Annotated in this window: 16 protein-coding genes; 2 read left to right on the forward strand and 14 right to left on the reverse strand. The window is 40.7% G+C overall.

Annotation, left to right across the window (positions count from 1 at the left end):
- Nucleotides 1-92: 92 nt before the first annotated feature.
- The 6 genes from J7W16_RS02570 to J7W16_RS02595 form a co-directional block, all read right to left on the reverse strand.
- Nucleotides 93-1,541 (reverse strand): S41 family peptidase, encoded by a 1,449-nt coding sequence (locus J7W16_RS02570; RefSeq protein ID WP_246879800.1) that lies wholly within the window; start codon nt 1,539-1,541, stop codon nt 93-95.
- A 221-nt stretch (nt 1,542-1,762) separates the two neighbouring features.
- Nucleotides 1,763-3,049 carry a murein hydrolase activator EnvC family protein gene (locus tag J7W16_RS02575; protein ID WP_210595579.1) on the reverse strand — a complete coding sequence of 429 codons (1,287 nt, stop codon included), beginning with the start codon at nt 3,047-3,049 and terminating at the stop codon, nt 1,763-1,765.
- Nucleotides 3,050-3,071: 22 nt separating this feature from the next.
- On the reverse strand, nt 3,072-3,965 hold the full coding sequence (gene ftsX, locus J7W16_RS02580; protein WP_210595580.1) for a permease-like cell division protein FtsX: 894 nt from the start codon (nt 3,963-3,965) through the stop codon (nt 3,072-3,074).
- Entirely contained in the window at nt 3,955-4,641 is a 687-nt protein-coding gene (gene ftsE, locus J7W16_RS02585; protein ID WP_210595581.1) for a cell division ATP-binding protein FtsE, read from the reverse strand. Before ftsE ends, ftsX begins: the two co-directional genes overlap by 11 nt.
- Before the next feature lie 362 nt (nt 4,642-5,003).
- Entirely contained in the window at nt 5,004-5,360 is a 357-nt protein-coding gene (locus J7W16_RS02590) for a c-type cytochrome (RefSeq protein ID WP_210595582.1), read from the reverse strand.
- Nucleotides 5,361-5,579: 219 nt separating this feature from the next.
- The gene (locus J7W16_RS02595; RefSeq protein ID WP_246879801.1) at nt 5,580-6,428 is read right to left on the reverse strand and encodes a YitT family protein; all 849 of its coding nucleotides are present in this window, start codon (nt 6,426-6,428) and stop codon (nt 5,580-5,582) included.
- A gap of 193 nt (nt 6,429-6,621) precedes the next feature.
- Here J7W16_RS02595 and J7W16_RS02600 point away from each other — a divergent pair, with 193 nt between their 5' ends.
- Entirely contained in the window at nt 6,622-6,804 is a 183-nt protein-coding gene (locus tag J7W16_RS02600) for a hypothetical protein (RefSeq protein ID WP_210595584.1), read from the forward strand.
- Nucleotides 6,805-7,487: 683 nt separating this feature from the next.
- Here the strand turns inward: J7W16_RS02600 and prfB are convergent.
- Nucleotides 7,488-8,598 (reverse strand): peptide chain release factor 2 gene (gene prfB / locus J7W16_RS02605; protein WP_210595585.1). Its coding sequence is split into 2 segments (ribosomal slippage): nt 7,488-8,525 and nt 8,527-8,598, totalling 1,110 coding nucleotides; the frame shifts between segments, so codons are not numbered across the junction.
- A gap of 67 nt (nt 8,599-8,665) precedes the next feature.
- On the reverse strand, nt 8,666-11,176 hold the full coding sequence (gene secA, locus J7W16_RS02610; RefSeq protein ID WP_210595913.1) for a preprotein translocase subunit SecA: 2,511 nt from the start codon (nt 11,174-11,176) through the stop codon (nt 8,666-8,668).
- A 197-nt stretch (nt 11,177-11,373) separates the two neighbouring features.
- On the opposite strand from secA, the gene J7W16_RS02615 reads away from it, so the two are divergent.
- On the forward strand, nt 11,374-12,027 hold the full coding sequence (locus J7W16_RS02615; RefSeq protein WP_210595586.1) for a glycoside hydrolase domain-containing protein: 654 nt from the start codon (nt 11,374-11,376) through the stop codon (nt 12,025-12,027).
- A 57-nt stretch (nt 12,028-12,084) separates the two neighbouring features.
- On the opposite strand, the gene hpf is transcribed toward J7W16_RS02615, so the two are convergent.
- From hpf to J7W16_RS02645, 6 genes are all read right to left on the reverse strand, one after another.
- Nucleotides 12,085-12,642, reverse strand: a complete 558-nt coding sequence (gene hpf, locus J7W16_RS02620; RefSeq protein WP_210595587.1) for a ribosome hibernation-promoting factor, HPF/YfiA family — start codon at nt 12,640-12,642, stop codon at nt 12,085-12,087.
- A gap of 498 nt (nt 12,643-13,140) precedes the next feature.
- Nucleotides 13,141-13,338, reverse strand: coding sequence for a cold-shock protein CspD (cspD, locus tag J7W16_RS02625; protein WP_210595588.1), 198 nt, complete (start codon nt 13,336-13,338; stop codon nt 13,141-13,143).
- A gap of 521 nt (nt 13,339-13,859) precedes the next feature.
- Nucleotides 13,860-14,828, reverse strand: a complete 969-nt coding sequence (locus J7W16_RS02630; RefSeq protein ID WP_210595590.1) for a sugar phosphate isomerase/epimerase family protein — start codon at nt 14,826-14,828, stop codon at nt 13,860-13,862.
- Nucleotides 14,829-14,840: 12 nt separating this feature from the next.
- On the reverse strand, nt 14,841-15,881 hold the full coding sequence (locus J7W16_RS02635; RefSeq protein WP_210595591.1) for a Gfo/Idh/MocA family protein: 1,041 nt from the start codon (nt 15,879-15,881) through the stop codon (nt 14,841-14,843).
- Nucleotides 15,882-15,895: 14 nt separating this feature from the next.
- Nucleotides 15,896-16,921 (reverse strand): Gfo/Idh/MocA family protein, encoded by a 1,026-nt coding sequence (locus J7W16_RS02640; RefSeq protein ID WP_210595592.1) that lies wholly within the window; start codon nt 16,919-16,921, stop codon nt 15,896-15,898.
- A 13-nt stretch (nt 16,922-16,934) separates the two neighbouring features.
- Complete coding sequence (locus tag J7W16_RS02645) at nt 16,935-17,666, reverse strand: ThuA domain-containing protein (protein WP_210595594.1); 732 nt, start codon at nt 17,664-17,666, stop codon at nt 16,935-16,937.
- Between the last annotated feature and the right edge of the window lie 122 nt (nt 17,667-17,788).

Consider the following 17,788-nt stretch of genomic DNA (forward strand, 5'->3'; position numbering starts at 1 on the left):
CTAGTTTAATTTTCAAAAAAGGTACATCCAACGTTATTTACGTGGATGTACCTTATATTCGACAATTAGAAAGCCGTTTCCTTTATTCTTTCTTAGTTCGTGGCTTGTTTTATAATTAAATCAAGTGCTGCCTGGAACTGTGCATCGTTTTCTTTATCACGAACATTCTCCACAACGACTTCTTGAATGACACTTGCTGTCTCTTGATCAATTTGACCAGTTACCCCAAGATCATTAGCTGCTTGGAATTCTTCAACAGCTTTGACTGTTTGCTCATCAAAATAACCATCTTCACGGCCCGTGTCAAAACCAATTCCTTTCAACATACGTTGAGCATTACGAACCTGTTCACCCATTGTATCTAAAGCGAGTGGATCCTCTATTGAAAGAGGTGCTGCATAGAAATAGTCTGGCTGTTTCACTTCAACAGTTGGCATAACACCTTCACCGTTTATATCATTTCCACCAGCTGTCAACCACTTGTATACAGAAAGCTTCAATTGACTTCCATCTCCAAGTGCTAATGTTTGTTGAACCGTTCCCTTTCCAAAAGTTTGTTCACCAACAACATCATAGTTTCCACCTTCAATTAATGCACCAGCAAGGATTTCGGATGCAGACGCAGAAGACTTATCAGTGATCCCTACAATCGGATATGATTTGCGTTCTTCAAGGGTAGAAATAACACGCATCTTTTCGCCATTACGATCTTGAATTTGAACAATTGGCTGTTTGTCAGGAATAATCAACTTACCAATATCCTCAACCTGATCTAAATAACCACCAGGATTACCACGAACATCAATGACTAAGCCTTCCATTCCATCACTCTCTAAACTTTCTAACGCCTCTTTAAATCGGTCAGCAGTATCAGCAGAGAACGATGAGATTTGAATTAACCCAATGTTTAATGAATCCTTCTCAATCATTTCGTAATGGACGGTTTCAATTGGAATCGCATCACGAACGACAGGAATATCGAGTAACTCACTCGAACCAGCCCGTTCAATCGTTAACGTAACCGTTGTTCCTTTTTCTCCTCTAATTTGCATAACAGCTTCAGATAAAGAAAGTCCCTCTATCGTTTCGCCATCAATCTTCAGAATTTTGTCATTTGGCTGAAGACCCGCTTGCTCAGCAGGAGATTCTCGCATTGGAGTAACAATCGTCACCTTACCATCAGTCATCATGACCTCTGCCCCAATTCCCTCAAAATGAGAACCAAGTGCTTCAGTAAACTGATTAGCTTCTTCTTTACTCATATAAACAGAATAAGGATCTTCTAGCGTTTCTAGCATTCCTTTAATTGCTCCTTGAAGCAATTCATCCTCACTTACATCATCAACATATTGTTCTTCAATAATAGCAAGTGCCTTCTCAAATTTCTCTGAGAACTCACCTTCTGTCAATGTTCCTCCAGCAACCTCGACAGCTTCAGGGTCAGGGGTATCACTAGCCATTTGGTCTGATTGAAAATATATAGCAAACGCACCTAACCCAAGAATAACTGCAATAATCATTAGTAACTGTTTCTTATTCAAGTTTACCAACTCCCCATGTACAGTAAAAGGCACCACACCAATCCACGTGCAATGCCTACCATATCAATTTATCTTATGAATCAATCGTACAAGTTATGTTACATTTTATATTCTAGTCAAAGTAGTAATAGAAGTCAAAGCATAGTAAATAGGAATATTTACTAGTGTTATCATAAAAACCTTATCGAATGCAAAACAGACGATAAGGTTTCAAAACAATGTTAACGAGGTATATATTTTAATGGATCGACCGCATTAGATTTAGCACCATTCCAGCCACCTTCATGTACTTCAAAGTGAAGATGAGCACCGAATGATTGACCTGTGTTACCCATTAATCCTATACGTTCTCCCTGTGATACACGTTGACCAGTCGAAACATCACGTCTTTCAAGATGGGCATACAATGTTGTGATTGAACGGCCATCAACAACATGTGCAATCAAAACCGTATTTCCGTAACTTGAAGAATAATAAGATCTTATAACTGTTCCGTCAGCTACAGCTACGATTGGAACATCTCCACTGCGTCCGTTTTTCCCGATATCAATACCATAATGCATTCCATTATCGAAGCTACGATAACCAAAGCCCGATGACATTCGGCCTGTTGCTGGACGAATAAATCCAGAACCTGTTGCTTCAGGAGCACTATGCACTTCATTCGATCCACGAGAGGTTGTTGATGGTTGTGCCGATTCTGAAGCCTTACGTGCTTCAGCTTCACGTTTCATACGCTCTTCATATGCAGCTAGTTCACTTTTTAATGCAGCCTCTTGAGAACGCAAAATCTCATCAGCGTCTTCAAGTTCACCTAACTCTGCATGAAGATCATCCTCTTTCGCTTGGAGATCTGCCATTACTTTACCCTTTTCTTGACGTTGAGTCTCTAATGTTGCCATTAATTCCTCAAGCTCAGCTAAATGACTTTCTAAATTAACGAGCTCCTGCTCAACCTGTGCTTTCGCCTCAGCTAATTGTTCTTGATCTGAAATATGCTTGTCTAAAATATCACGATCTTGTTGAGCAATTACAGAAAGAGCACTTACACGACTAACAAAATCACTGAATGTTTTTGCACCTAAAATAACTTCTAGATAATCAACCGACCCACCAGTTTGGTACATCGTTCGAGCACGTTCTTTAAGTAATTCATCTCTCTTAGCTATACGTTCTTCAAGGATGATAATTTCTTCTTGAAGTGTTTCAATTTCTTTCTGTACAGTTGAAATCTCATCTCTTTTTTCGCGAACTTGTTGATTCGTTAGGGCTGTTTCATGATCAATTCGTTTAATTTCATCATTTAACTCTTGTTTTTCAGCGTCGATCTTTTCAAGCTCAGCCTGAGTCTTTTCAGCCTCTCCCTGCTTCTCGGCACGCTCACCCTCAACTTCTGATATTTGTTCCTGCAGTTCACTATTCGCTAATGCATTATTTGTAAAGTTCCCACCAAACGAAGCCGATGTAATTAAAATAGCAATGGCCGTTAGCCATATCTTTCTTTTCATACGGTCGTTCCCCCTTATTCGATTACACTCTTAAAAACTTCCGAACTGACATCATGCTTCCCCAAACACCTATAAAAGCTCCAATAGCGATTAGTAAAGCGGCAATTTGCCACATATAAGGGAAAACAGGTAATAACACAAAAAGTCTTTCAATTTGACCAACAAAGCGGTCATTTATATACGAATAGCCAAACCCTATAATAACCGTAGGGATTAAAGCTCCGATTGTCCCAAGTAATATACCTTCAATAAAAAATGGCCAACGTATGAAACCATTCGTCGCACCGACAAGTTTCATTATTTGAATCTCTCTTTTTCTCGCAACAATTGTAAGTTTAATAGTATTAGCAATTAAAAACATCGCCGTAAACATCATACCGACCACTAAAACTAATCCAACTGTCCGGATTAAGTTCGTAACAGCAAACAGACGCTCAATCATGTCTTTCCCATAATCAATCTTCTCGATATGTGGTAGATCTTCAATCTGATTAGCAACAGTCTCCGTTAACTGCGGGTTCGCAGCTCGGACAATAAAGGAATCGTTCAGTGGGTTTTCTTCCCCGCGAATTGATTCAAAGACAATGCCGCCATCATCCATACTATCAATCAACTGATCTAGTCCTTCTTCTTTACCAATGAATGTAATACTTTCAACATTATTAAGCTTCTCAAGCTCTAGCCGTAATTCTTCCTGCTCATCTGCTGTGGCAGTTAGATCAATGAAAACCTTTATTTCCACATCATTTTCAATATCTGATGCGATGCTGTTTACATTCATAATTAGAAGAAGAAACACTCCAACGATCAACAGCATGATCGCAACCGCACTGATTGACGCAAAAGTCATCCAACCATTACGGACTAGATTTTTTGATCCTTCTCGGAGATGTCGGCCAACAGTTCTAAGTTTCATAACCGTAGCTCCCCCTTAATTCATCCCTTACAACTCGTCCACCCTCAATAGCAACAACACGTTTTTTGATCGTATTAACAATGTCTTTATTATGGGTTGCCATGACAATCGTTGTACCACGGTGGTTGATATCATCTAAAATGTCCATAATTCCCCAAGCTGTGTCAGGATCTAAGTTTCCAGTTGGCTCGTCCGCGATAAGAACCTCTGGATTATTAACAATCGCTCTTGCAATTGCCACACGTTGCTGTTCCCCGCCAGATAATTCAGTGGGTAAGAACCTTGCTTTGTTTTTGAGCATAACGATATCTAAAACATCCATTACTTTGCGTTTTATCACCGTTGGGTTCTCTTCAATAACCTCGAGAGCAAATGCAACATTTTCAAAGACTGTTAGAGATGGTAATAGTTTAAAGTCCTGAAAAACCACACCGATTTTTCGCCTCATATATGGAATTCGCTTCTCTTTCATTTTTGCTAAATTTACGCTATCTATTAGAATGTCGCCTTTTGTTGGTTTTTCTTCACGGTACATCATTTTAATAAATGTCGATTTTCCCGCACCACTTGGTCCAACAACATAGACAAATTCACCTTTTTTAATCGTAATATTTATCCCATTAATGGCTTTAACATTATTAGGATAAGACTTCCAGACGTCTTTCATTTCAATCACATTATCACATCCCTATGTGTTTCCTCATTTGGTTTAATAGTTCTAGGTGTCAGGTGGCTAATGTCTGGCTTGTCCGAAAAATACTGTTGAAAATTATTCAATTTATGCAAGTTATGTCGTTTGCTGAAATTATTATACCATTTATTAAAATAAATGGTGGCTAAATAATGTTACAATTTCATTTCATGATCTGACACATTATGTAAAACATTAAAAAAACAGTCGAAAATTTGACTGTTTGGATGCCTTTTTTATTTGAATAACCTACTCTTTTATAAATAAAAGGGTTTGTCTCAAAAGTATAATGTATCCTTTTGAGACAAACCTCAACATATTTTGGCTTTATCATAAAGCCTTTTCTGTTATTGGGACTTAATCCACTTCGTAAGATTTACGGCTTCTTCTTCAGTTAAATTTTGTGGTACTTGGCTAACCATTGTACCTTGTCCTTCATGAAGAACAGTCAAAATTTCTTCCTCGGTCAATTCGGTTCCCGCTAAAGCTGGACCAACGGCACCCTGTAGGTTTTGACCATGACAGGCAATACAGCTTTTCTCATACGCTTCTTCTGCTGCAGTAGCATCAAAATCACCGGTAGCTTCTTCTCCACCCGTTGTTTCCTCCTCTACTTCCGGAGTCGTAACTTCAGGTTCTTCCTCACCAGCTCCACAACCAGTTAGAGCAACTAAAAGCCCCATTGCAATCAATAGCTTTTTCATTTTTCTCCCCCCTCTCACTTTTTATCAAGGAGTTTCCTCCAAGCACAGTATAATGAAAGCTTTCCTGTTTTACGCTTTTTAACACCCAATCTACATTCTCTTAATATAGAAATAGTTGATGAACATTTTGCCCACCAAGAGGTGTCACAACACTTTACAATATTGTGACAGAGAGTGTTATCAAGACTATCCTATCCAATAAGGGGAGAAATCATTCAATTAGGCTCTCTTGAATCCTTCACCAAGAACCTCTGTCGCATTTGTTACTACTACAAATGCTTTTGGGTCAACCTTCTGAACAACTTGTTTTAGCTTTGTCACTTCATTTTGATTAACAACACACATTAACACATCACGTTCCTGCTCTGTATATCCACCATAGCCGCTTAGTCTCGTAACGCCGCGGTCAATTTCGTTCAAGATCCGCTCCTGAACATCCTCCTGATGGTTTGAAATAATATAAGCGACCTTTGCATAACCAACACCCATTTGGACGACATCAATTGTTTTACCTGTTACAAATAAACTAATTAGTGCATAAAGAGCAAGTTCAAGTCCAAACACCACTCCTGAGGTAATAACAATAAATCCATCCATCATAAATACACCTGCACCTAAAGAAACACCGGTATACTTCTGAATGATTTGTGCTGCCAGGTCGGTCCCACCTGTGCTTGCACTTGCCCTAAAAACGAGTCCAAGACCTAGTCCGACACCGATTCCTCCGAACAATGCCCCAAGTAACGGATCCTCAAATCCGACAGACCAATTTCGTGTTACCAGCACAACCAATGGTAAAAATGCCGTCCCGACAAGTGTCTTGATTCCATACTTAAATCCGCCAAGTAAAATAATGCCAATAATAAAAAGAGGAATATTAAAAGACCATTGTGTAAATGCTGGTTCAAAGCCAAAAACGTACGCGAGAATCGTACTAAGCCCACTGACTCCCCCAGAGGCTATTTTATTTGGTAGTAAAAATAAGTTAAATGCCATCGCCACAATCGCTGAACCACTCAAAATATATGTATAATCGATAATCCCCTGCATTAAACGACTTGGCGGCATCTGCCTTCTCCTTACCTTCATAAAAACTCACACTCCCTACTCTACTCATAATCCTTGCGTAGTATAGCACTAGCCCAAGTTCCTTGTAAACGAGACTCCTGTACATCGGCAAAGGACTAAAGAGTAAGTACTCAAAGCTTATTATTGGTGGAAATGAGTTAATTATTAATGGTCGTTGTTTGTTCAATGGTGAATGAAGTATTTAATGCAGGTGATCGCACTTGCTTATGAGCGGATTCTGCTTCTTTATGAGCCGGATTTACTCTTTTATGAGCCGGATCTGACTAGTTATGAGCCGATTTCTCAACTTTATGAGCCGCACCCAATTGGCTGGCTTTTTATTCACTATATTCGTCCTATAAAATCATCTAGCTAATTGAAATTCCAGCCACATCCCCAACCTTTTCAAAGATGCAGATCGCCTCACCCCTCATTGCAGCTTCTTACCGAGGATGATCGCACTTGCTTATGAGCGGATTCTGCTTCTTTATGAGCCGGATTTACTCTTTTATGAGCCGGATCTGACTAGTTATGAGCCGATTTCTCAACTTTATGAGCGGCACCCAATTGGCTGGCTTTTTATTCACTATATTCGTCCTATAAAATCATCTAGCTAATTGAAATTCCAGCCACATCCCAACCTTTTCAAAGATGCAGACCTCCTCACCCCTCATTGCAGCTTCTTACCGAGGATGATCGCACATGCTTATGAGCGACTTCTGCTTCCTTATGAGCGTGATTTACTCTTTTATGAGCCGGATCTGACTAGTTATGAGCCGATTTCTCAACTTTATGAGCGGCATCCAATTGGCTGGCTTTTTATTCACTATGTTCGTCCTATAAAATCATCTAGCTAATTGAAATTCCAGCCACATCCCAACCTTTTCAAAGATGCAGACCTCCTCACCCCTCATTGCAGCTTCTTACCGAGGATGATCGCACATGCTTATGAGCGGATTCTGCTTCTTTATGAGCCGCACCCGCATCTACACCTAGTCCATCCCACCCATCAAGCAAAACAAAAACCCCTCCACATATAACGGAGAGGTCCATTCATTCTTATGAGGATTTGCCCATAGATTGGCGGAGGTAGGCGTCGATGAATCCGTCCAAGTCGCCATCCATCACGCCATTGGTATTTCCAATTTCAAAGTTAGTGCGGTGGTCTTTTACCATGCTGTATGGGTGGAAGACGTAGGATCGAATCTGGCTTCCCCAGCCGATATCCTTTTGCTCGCCGCGAATTTCCGCAAGCTCTTGCTCCTGCTCTTCAATTCTTAGTTGGTAGAGCTTTGCTTTCATCATTTTCATTGCTTGTTCACGGTTCTTAATTTGTGAACGTTCACTTTGGCATGTCACAACCGTATTAGTCGGTAAGTGTGTGATTCGAACTGCAGAATCCGTTGTGTTGATATGCTGACCGCCGGCACCACTCGCTCGGTACGTATCAATTTTTAGATCCTCTGGAGAAATGTCGATCACGACACTATCATCAAGCTCTGGCATTATTTCACACGAAACAAAGGATGTATGACGACGACCCGATGAATCGAATGGTGAAATCCGCACTAAGCGGTGAACGCCTTTTTCCGCCTTTAAATAACCGTAGGCGTTATGACCTTTGATGAGTAGTGTGACACTTTTCACTCCAGCTTCATCTCCTGGAAGATAATCCATTGTCTCAACTTTAAAGCCACGATGCTCGGCCCAACGTGTATACATTCTTAAGAGCATCGATGCCCAGTCCTGAGACTCGGTTCCACCAGCACCTGGATGTAATTCAAGAATGGCATTATTTTTGTCATATGGCTCACTAAGTAAGAGCTGCAATTCAAATTCACTGACAGCCTTTGACAGTTGTTTGACACCTTGCTCTAACTCTTTTTGGAGCTCATCATCCGCTTCCTCTTTGACAAGATCATAAGACACTTCTAAATCTTGAAATTCAGCATCTAGATCAAGGAAAGTATTTACAGATTCCTTTAATACATTGCTTTCATTAATAACGACTTGGGCAGCCTCTTGATTATTCCAAAAGGAAGGGTCTGTCATCTTTTCTTCTAGCTCTGCGATCCGCTCTTGCTTTTCATCGAGGTCAAAGAGACCCCCTAAATTCAGTTAGTCGTTTTGCTATTTGTGCTAGTTCTTGCTTTACCTCTACTAATTCCATCTGCCTCACCTGTGCCATAGCCTACCTAAAAGTTGCAGTAGGCTAACCTTTCTTTAAATATATGAGCTTATGCTCCACAACAATTCTTATGCTTCTTGCCACTTCCACACGTACATTCATCATTACGTCCAACAGATACACCTTTTCGAATTGGCTTTTTCTTTTTAGGCGCTTCTTCTGTACTTTGTTGAACAGCCTTACCTTCAGCTACTTTTTGACGTTCTAGGTTTTGTTGAACCTGTGCCTTCATAATGTACATTGCGACTTCTTCTTCAATTGAAGCAATCATTGCTTCAAACATTTCGAAGCCTTCAAAACGATATTCACGTAATGGATCGATTTGTCCATATGCACGAAGATGGATTCCTTGGCGAAGCTGGTCCATTTGATCAATATGATTCATCCATTTGCGGTCAACAGTCCGAAGCATAATAACCTTTTCAAACTCACGCATATGCTCTGGTGTAAACTGCTCTTCTTTTTTGTTATAATCAGCAGTAATTTTCGCAGTAATTAATTCAATCATTTCTTCAGGGTCCTTGCCTTTCAACTCAGACTCTGTAATATCCTCTTCGACAAGCAAGTTAGCTTTGATGTAGTTAACGATTGCACTTAAATCCCAATCCTCATGTACCTCTGCTTCAGGTGTGTGCAAACGAACCGTACGCTCAATAACTGACTTGATCATGTTCTCAACAATGTCACGAAGATTTTCGGACTCAAGAACCTCAAGTCGCTGCTTGTAAATAATCTCACGTTGCTCACGCATGACATCATCATATTGGAGGATTTGCTTACGAGCATCGAAGTTATTACCCTCGACTCGCTTCTGAGCTGTCTCAACCGCACGGGATACAAGCTTACTCTCAATCGGTTGGTCCTCTTCCATGCCTAGACGTTCCATCATCGCTCGCATATTATCCGATCCGAAGCGACGCATCAATTCATCTTCCATTGATAAGTAGAACTGAGTTGAACCCGGGTCTCCTTGACGACCAGCACGCCCACGTAACTGATTATCAATCCGACGACTTTCATGGCGTTCTGTACCTAATACATGAAGCCCACCTAGTTCTAGCACACCTTCACCAAGCTTAATATCTGTACCACGACCAGCCATGTTCGTTGCGATCGTTACCGCACCTTTTTGGCCAGCGTTTTCAATAATCTCTGCCTCACGTTCATGATTTTTCGCGTTTAAGACATGGTGCGGAATTTTCCGCTTATTTAATAATGAAGAAACCAGCTCAGATGTTTCAACACTCACAGTACCAACAAGCACTGGCTGTCCTTTTTTGTGAAGCTCTTCAATCTCTTTAACAACCGCTCTAAACTTAGCTTCCATTGTTTTAAAGATTAAATCAGCATGATCATCACGAGCGATTGGCTTGTTCGTTGGAATGACCATAACATCCATCCCGTAAATATTACGGAATTCCTCTTCCTCTGTTTTCGCTGTACCTGTCATCCCAGCAAGCTTTTGATAGCGGCGGAAATAGTTTTGGAATGTAATCGATGCAAGTGTCATACTTTCCTTTTGGATCTGCATTCCTTCTTTTGCCTCAATCGCTTGGTGAAGTCCGTCACTATAACGACGTCCCTTCATTAGGCGACCAGTAAATTGGTCAACAATCACTACTTCGCCATCTTCAATTACATAATCAGCATCACGCTGCATAACAACATGTGCCTTTAGCGATTGATTTAAATGGTGATTTAGTTGAACATGCTTTTGATCGTATAAATTCTCAATTCCAAATGCACGTTCAGATTTGTTAACCCCTTCTTCTGTAAGCTGAACATTCTTTGTCTTTTCATCGAATGTATAGTCCTCTTCCTTCTTTAGAATTCGAATAAAGGAATTCGCTTGTTGGTAGAGCTGTGTTGAGCGTTCAACAGACCCCGAAATAATAAGCGGTGTTCTCGCTTCATCAACTAGGATCGAATCGACTTCATCGACAAGAGCAAAATGAAGAGGTCGTTGTACCATTTGTTCTTTGTACAACACCATATTGTCACGCAAATAGTCAAAACCTAACTCGTTATTTGTGCTATACGTTACATCAGCAGCATAGGCGTTTTGCTTGTCTTCTTTTGATAAATTCGATTCATTTAAGCCAACCGTTAATCCAAGAAAGCTAAACAGTGCTCCCATTGTTTCGCAGTCACGACGTGCAAGGTATTCGTTCACTGTTACAACATGTACACCTTTTTCTGTGATTGCATTGAGGTATACGGGTAGGGTTCCAACTAACGTTTTCCCTTCCCCTGTTTTCATCTCGGCTATATTCCCTTGGTGAAGGGCAATCGCACCAAGTAACTGAACAGGGTATGGTGTCATATGTAGTACACGTGTAGATGCTTCACGAACGACTGCGAATGCTTCTACAAGCATCTTATCAACGCTTTCGCCATTTCTATATCGTTGCTTGAATTCTTCTGTTTTTTGACGAAGGTCGTTATCAGAAAGTCTCTTCATCTCTGGGGCTAACGCTTCTATTTCCTCAACTAGCTTCTCATTCTTTTTTAGTTGACGCTGGCTCGGGTCTCCAATTACTTTCTTTAATAAACCTAACATCGTATTCGTCCTCTCTTCTTTCAGCTCGACTTGATCGAGCATGAAGCATTTATCCACTGTTTTTAATTTTATCAATAAATAGCAGGTCTTACAAGATCAGGACTCTTGACAAATCGTGTATCATTTATTGTCTTTGTGAAATATTATGTCTTTCTCCTCTGTCTACTTGCATACAGTAGTGCTGAGGGGGGAAGCCAATGGCAATTTTAAATTGGGGAGTCGACTCAGCAGCTGCTGTCACCGACGACCTTTATCAATGTGTTGTTACTAATTTTGGGCAACCAGACTTCTGGGGTCGCTATTTAACGACAATTGCAAACGTTAGTGACGGGTTAACTCGGGAAGAAATTCGATTCATCCAGGACAAAGGGATGAAAGTCATGCCGATCTACAATAATTTTTCGGAGGCAACTGGTTCGAGAGCAGGTGCCGTTGCAGCGAGAAATGCAATTTTCCGTGCACGACAATTGTCGATTTCTGAGGGAAGTTTTATTTTTGCTAATGTCGAAAAATTTTTTCTTGTAGACTCTGATTGGATTACTGCCTGGGTTGATACATTTTTCGAAAGTCCATATCGACCAGGTATTTATGCAGACCCGACTGAAGGACCTTTTAATGAAGCCTATTGTGCTGCAACAGAAGCAAGTGAACGGGTTCGTCAGCAGACCGTAATCTGGAGTGCTGAACCAGAGCCCGGCGCGACAACCAAACGTGGTGCTCCAAGACGCTTTAATCCGAAAAGACCATCCTGCGATGCGAATGTTTGGGCATGGCAATACGGACGGGATGCTTCTGCTTGTCCAATTGACACCGTACTTATGCAATCACGTTTGTTTGAAACCTTAACTTAATTGAAGAAAAAAATGTCCGAAAAGACTATTGCTCTTTTCGGACATCTCCCGTTACTTTTAAGCTTCTGGCTCAATCAAACCATATCTACCATCTTTACGCTTATAAACTACACTTGTTGAGCCATTAACTGCATCTGAGAACACAAAGAAATTATGGCCAAGCATGTCCATTTGTAAGATTGCTTCCTCAGCATCCATTGGCTTTAGGTTGAAACGTTTCTTTCTAACCACTTCAAGCTCGTCTTCTTCAATCGGTGGACCTGCTTCCTCTAATGGCTCAAGCTCATTCTTAAACATATACTTCAAGCTTCCTTCTTGACGAAACTTGCGATTTACTTTTGTTTTATATTTGCGGATTTGTCGTTCAAGTTTCTCTACAACCTTGTCAATTGCAGCATACATATCTGTGTGATTATCCTCACCACGAAGCAAAAGCTGCGGCATCGGAATTGTGATCTCGATCATATGCTGTGAGTTCAATACTTGCATTCGAACATTCACATCTGAGATAGGAGTCGTATCAAAGTAACGCTCGAGCTTTCCTACTTTCTTCTCTACATACTCACGTAAAGCTGGAGTCACCTCTAAGTTTTCACCACGAATATTGTAATTCATCTTGAACTCCTCCTTTTCTATCTATACCGTACATATTCTATTTACCCCAATGTAAATCCTTCTTAAACATTGTAAATAAAAAATAATTTTTTTATTTATTTTGATTATTTGAACTTTATGTTTCTATCTTAGGGAAAAAACTCATTTAAAACTGATAAATTACAACAAAAAAGGCCTGGACAAAAGTGATAGAACTAACTTAAAACTTGAACAGAGGGGACGGAGTAAGAGTAAGGATACCGCTACTGAAATATACTTCGCTTTCCGCGGGAAGCCGGTGAGCCTCCTCGCGCTTCGCACTTGCGGGGTCTCACCTTTGGCTTTACATCCCGCAGGAGTCTACGTATATTTCATCCGCTAGTTTTTTGCTCGGTTCGTAACTTCATTTAAAAACCATTTTATCCCGGTTTTTTTATCAAGAATATAAAAAGTCCACCCTGGACGAACCAGGGTGGGCTTGGATGGTTAGAGCTCATTCATTTCCTTAAGGAATGTGAATTAAAGCTTAACTACGTTCGCAGCTTGAGGACCACGAGCACCTTCAACGATTTCAAATTCAACTTCTTGACCTTCGTCTAAAGACTTGAATCCTTCAGACTCGATAGCTGAGAAGTGTACGAATACGTCATCTCCATCTTCACGCTCGATGAATCCAAAACCTTTTTCTGCGTTAAACCATTTTACTTTACCTTGCATGCTTTCACATTCCCTTCGTAACTATATTACTGTGGTATTTCCACACATTTACTATAACAGCGCTCATAAACCTTGTCAAACGCTTTACAAGCCTGCTACGACGCGAAAAACAGTGCATTTTGACGAAAAATCAGAATAAAATGACACCGCTTTCGACATTTATATATATATCACGAAAACGTCGCTTTTATTCACCAAAATACAACAAACTTATTAACCAAAAATTTACATAAAAATGTATATAAATTTCCAAATAGGTATTGCGCTAATCATAAATTCCTAATACAATTGGATTAGAAAAACAAAAGAATACTATAGACAACAGTTGACCACTGATTTTTGTATATATTTTATTAAAACTAACCCACACGCTCATTCTTGTAGTCTTCAATCACTACTAAATGGGTGTCAGTGCAAGCCAAAGGTCACCCAAACGGGATCCCCTTATCTTTGTTGCAAGCACTAATATATTAATAGATAGAAGGTCGCACACTTCATCCTCGAAGCGTGCGACCTTCTTTTTATACCCACCACATATCCGATGGCTTTTCTTCTATTAATATATTGTTCAAGTTCTTAACAGCCCTTGAAAATCCTTCTTCAATTGACATGATCGGATCCTCATGTTCAATACTAACCACATAATCATATCCATACGTGCGTAAAGCACTAATCATATTAGACCATTCCTGAATACTGTGACCGCAACCTACTGAGCGAAAAGTCCAAGCTCTAGTTTGAACTTCACCATATGGCTGCATATCAATTAACCCGTACATATTAACGTTGTCTTGATCGATATACGTATCCTTTGCATGGAAATGATGAATCGCATTTGCTTTGCCTAAAATCTTAATTGCAGCAACTGGTTCAATCCCTTGCCACCATAAATGACTTGGGTCAAGGTTGGCACCGATCGCATCACATGTTTCTTCTCGTAACTTTAGTAGAGTGTACGGCGTATGAACTAAGAAACCTCCATGGAGCTCCAAGCCAATTTTGACGTCATGATCCTTTGCATACTGACCCCATTCCTTCCAATACGGGATGAGCTTTGTTTCCCATTGCCATTTTAAGACATCACCATATTCATTTGGCCAAGGAGTGACTGGCCAATTTGGGTATTTCGCCCCATCATGATCACCCGCAGTTCCTGAGAAACAATTTACGACAGGAACTCCCATTAAACTTGCAAGCTTAATTGTTTTCACTAACGCTTCATGTGATTCACGAGCAAATGATTCGTCTGGGGAGATTGGATTGCCGTGACAGCTAAATGCACTTATTTCAAGACCACGGGAGCTAATCTTCTCCAAATATTCCTTACGTCGATCTTCACTCTCAAGCAGCCTGTCAATGTCACAATGGGCATTTCCTGGGTACCCACCTGTTCCAATCTCCACAGCCTTAACTCCAGCCGCTTTCACATAATCAAGCATCTCATCTAGATTCTTTTCTGAAAATAATACGGTAAACACACCTAGTTTCATTATTTGCCTCCTCTATGCTAATGTAATGCTTCGATTCGTTTCACTGCTTTTATAGATCGCATCAATGATGGTAGAAACCTGCATCGCTTGCTCAGGTAGTACAACTAATTCCCCTTCTCCTAAACAGCTGTCGATAAAGTTTTCTAGCTGATTTAGTCCAGGGTCTTCCTCACCTGGAATCCATTCAGCTTGACTGTTGAGGAGCATGCCATGCTTTGCCTGATTAAACTCAAACGGAAACAGGTCAATCCCGCCTGTATGACCGGAAATACTGACTCCCTCAACATCCTCTTTGATGTTCGCTGCCCAGGATGTTTCAAATAACAATGTGGCTCCGTTCTCAAACCTAATGTAGGCAGTCACATGATCATCAACCTCAAACGTACTTGCGTCGAATGTGCCCCATTGATTGACTTGGTTTGGCATCTTACTTAGATGATTATAGGTTTTTCCGATTACTTCAACCGGCTTCGGGTTCCCAAGCAACCATAGTGATAGATCTAAGAAGTGGCAGCCCCAATCTATTAAACTACCTCCACCTTGCAATTCTTTATTTGTAAAAACACCCCAGCCTGGTACCTTCCTTCTTCTTAATGCTCTGGCACGGGCAACGAATGGTTCTCCGATTTCATTTTGTTCAATCAGCTTCTTCGCTGCTTGAGCTTCCTTCATAAAGCGATAATGGTAACCTATTGCCAGCACTTTGTCAGATTGCTTTGCTGCAGAGATCATCGCCGCACATTCCTCTCCATTCATTGCCATCGGTTTTTCGCAAAAGACATGAACACCAGCCTCAAGTGCAGCAATCGTGATTTCAGCATGAAACTTGTTTGGGGTACAGATCGTTACAGCATCAACATCCTTTAATAATTCAAGAAACGTTGAATAGATCTTTTTTATCCCAAATGTCTCAGCAGCCTTCTCAGCCGTTTCACTATTGACATCATATACACCTTCAAGTTCTACTCGATCTGCCATCTGAACATATGCAGGGAGATGTCGCCCTTGAGCAATTCCACCTGCACCAATAATGCCCATCTTGATCCTTTTCATACTATTCTCCTTTTTTATAGACTCGTAATTTTCTTCGTTTCACTTGATTCAAGTGCTGAAAGAACAACCTGTAATGACTTCAGTCCTTCTTCACCTGAAATAGCAGGCTCGGTATCTTCTAGAATACAAGAGACAAAATGATCAATCACCTTTGAGCTAGTTTGGCCACCAATTTCGTTTGATTGAATCCCGCCTAACTCATACTTAACGACTTCACCTGTCTTATACTGAATAATTAGAGAAGCAGTCGGGTCATCCTCGAGACGCAAGATCGCTTTCTCACCATAAATAATCGTTGAATTATCTTCTTTCGCTACATAAGACCAGCTCGCAGCAAGTGTACCAATAATGCCACTTTCTGATTTCAATATACATACTGCCGTATCATCAACGTCTGTCTTGGCCTTTGCACTTGTTTCAACAAAAGCCCCAACTTCAACAAAGTCTTCTCCAAGAATGTAACGAAGTAGATCTGTTTTGTGCACACCAAGATCACCCATCGCTCCAATAAATGCTTCTTCCTTTCTAAAGAACCAGCTATCCGCTCCGTCCACACTCCAGCCCTCTGGACCACCGTGACCGAAAGCCGTACGGAAGCTATAAATTTTACCAACCTCCCCATTTTCAATAAGCTGTCTAGCCTTTTGGTGTGAAGGGACAAAGCGTTGATTATGAGCAATCATCAGCTTTTTATTCGCTTCCTTCGCCGCTGCTATCATCGCCTCTCCATCAGCACGCGACGTTGCCATTGGCTTTTCGCAGAGGACATGCTTTCCTGCTTTCAGAGCCGCAATGGAAACAGGTGCATGTAGATAATTAGGTGTACAAACACTAACTGCATCAATGTCTTGATTAGTAAGAAGCTCCTCGTAGCTTGTATAAGCAGTAGCCTCATACTCTTTTGCAAACTCGTTCACTCTATCTTCAACAATGTCACACACAGCGATGATTTCAACCTGGCCATTATTGGCATACTCACGTAAATGTCGAAACTTTGCAATACTTCCACAACCGATAACCCCAATTTTTAACTTTGTCATTATACTCTCTCCTTTACGCCTCGTTTTTTGGTGAAATTTCTTCTAAAGGCTTTGCATTTCCGTAGACTGGATATGAACGATTAACTGGCTTTGCCCATTGAACCGCATTTTTGATTACATGCTGAATTTCCTTATTATGATAGGTTGGATACGTTTCATGACCTGGACGGAAATAAAAGATCTTGCCATTGCCACGTTGATACGTACAACCACTTCTGAATACTTCTCCACCCTCAAACCAGCTCATCAAAATCAATTGATCTGGCGCTGGAATGTCAAAATGCTCTCCATACATCTCTTCTCGCTCAAGCTCAATGTACTCGCCAATTCCATCGACAATCGGATGACTTGGATCAACTACCCACAGACGCTCCTTGTCATCAGCCTCACGCCATTTCAAATCACAAGACGTTCCCATCAAAGTTTTGAAGATTTTTGAGAAATGTCCTGAATGAAGCACAATCAAGCCCATTCCTTCTAGAACTCTCTTCTTAACCTTTTCTACCACTTCATCTGCAACCTCATCATGTGCAAGATGGCCCCACCAAATTAACACATCCGTCTTACTTAACACATCATCTGTCAAACCATGCTCTGGATCATCAAGTGTTGCTGTAGTCACTTCAACTTGTTCTTCTTTTAAGAAACTAGCAATCGCCCCGTGAATTCCCTTAGGATAAATCTCTCTTACAACCGGATTCTTATTCTCATGTCGATTCTCATTCCAAACTGTTACGTGTACCATATTAGTTCCTCCTCATTATCTCTAAATTTTTTATGAAATCGATCCCAGATTCTTATAAATCTATCTGTGAAATCGATCCCAGATTATTGTGTCGCAAAATGTGGGATCGTTCCCACAAAAGG

This window comes from Halalkalibacter suaedae (assembly GCF_017939705.1).
Taxonomy (GTDB): domain Bacteria; phylum Bacillota; class Bacilli; order Bacillales; family Bacillaceae_D; genus Halalkalibacter; species Halalkalibacter suaedae.

Coding starts and splice junctions, on each gene's coding strand:
- J7W16_RS02575 (WP_210595579.1), bottom strand. CDS start 3,049: ATGAAAAGAAAGATATGGCTAACGGCCATTGCTATTTTAATTACATCG.
- ftsX (WP_210595580.1), bottom strand. CDS start 3,965: ATGAAACTTAGAACTGTTGGCCGACATCTCCGAGAAGGATCAAAAAAT.
- J7W16_RS02590 (WP_210595582.1), bottom strand. CDS start 5,360: ATGAAAAAGCTATTGATTGCAATGGGGCTTTTAGTTGCTCTAACTGGT.
- J7W16_RS02595 (WP_246879801.1), bottom strand. CDS start 6,428: ATGCCGCCAAGTCGTTTAATGCAGGGGATTATCGATTATACATATATT.
- J7W16_RS02600 (WP_210595584.1), top strand. CDS start 6,622: ATGAAGTATTTAATGCAGGTGATCGCACTTGCTTATGAGCGGATTCTG.
- secA (WP_210595913.1), bottom strand. CDS start 11,176: ATGTTAGGTTTATTAAAGAAAGTAATTGGAGACCCGAGCCAGCGTCAA.
- J7W16_RS02615 (WP_210595586.1), top strand. CDS start 11,374: ATGGCAATTTTAAATTGGGGAGTCGACTCAGCAGCTGCTGTCACCGAC.
- hpf (WP_210595587.1), bottom strand. CDS start 12,642: ATGAATTACAATATTCGTGGTGAAAACTTAGAGGTGACTCCAGCTTTA.
- cspD (WP_210595588.1), bottom strand. CDS start 13,338: ATGCAAGGTAAAGTAAAATGGTTTAACGCAGAAAAAGGTTTTGGATTC.
- J7W16_RS02630 (WP_210595590.1), bottom strand. CDS start 14,828: ATGAAACTAGGTGTGTTTACCGTATTATTTTCAGAAAAGAATCTAGAT.
- J7W16_RS02635 (WP_210595591.1), bottom strand. CDS start 15,881: ATGAAAAGGATCAAGATGGGCATTATTGGTGCAGGTGGAATTGCTCAA.
- J7W16_RS02640 (WP_210595592.1), bottom strand. CDS start 16,921: ATGACAAAGTTAAAAATTGGGGTTATCGGTTGTGGAAGTATTGCAAAG.
- J7W16_RS02645 (WP_210595594.1), bottom strand. CDS start 17,666: ATGGTACACGTAACAGTTTGGAATGAGAATCGACATGAGAATAAGAAT.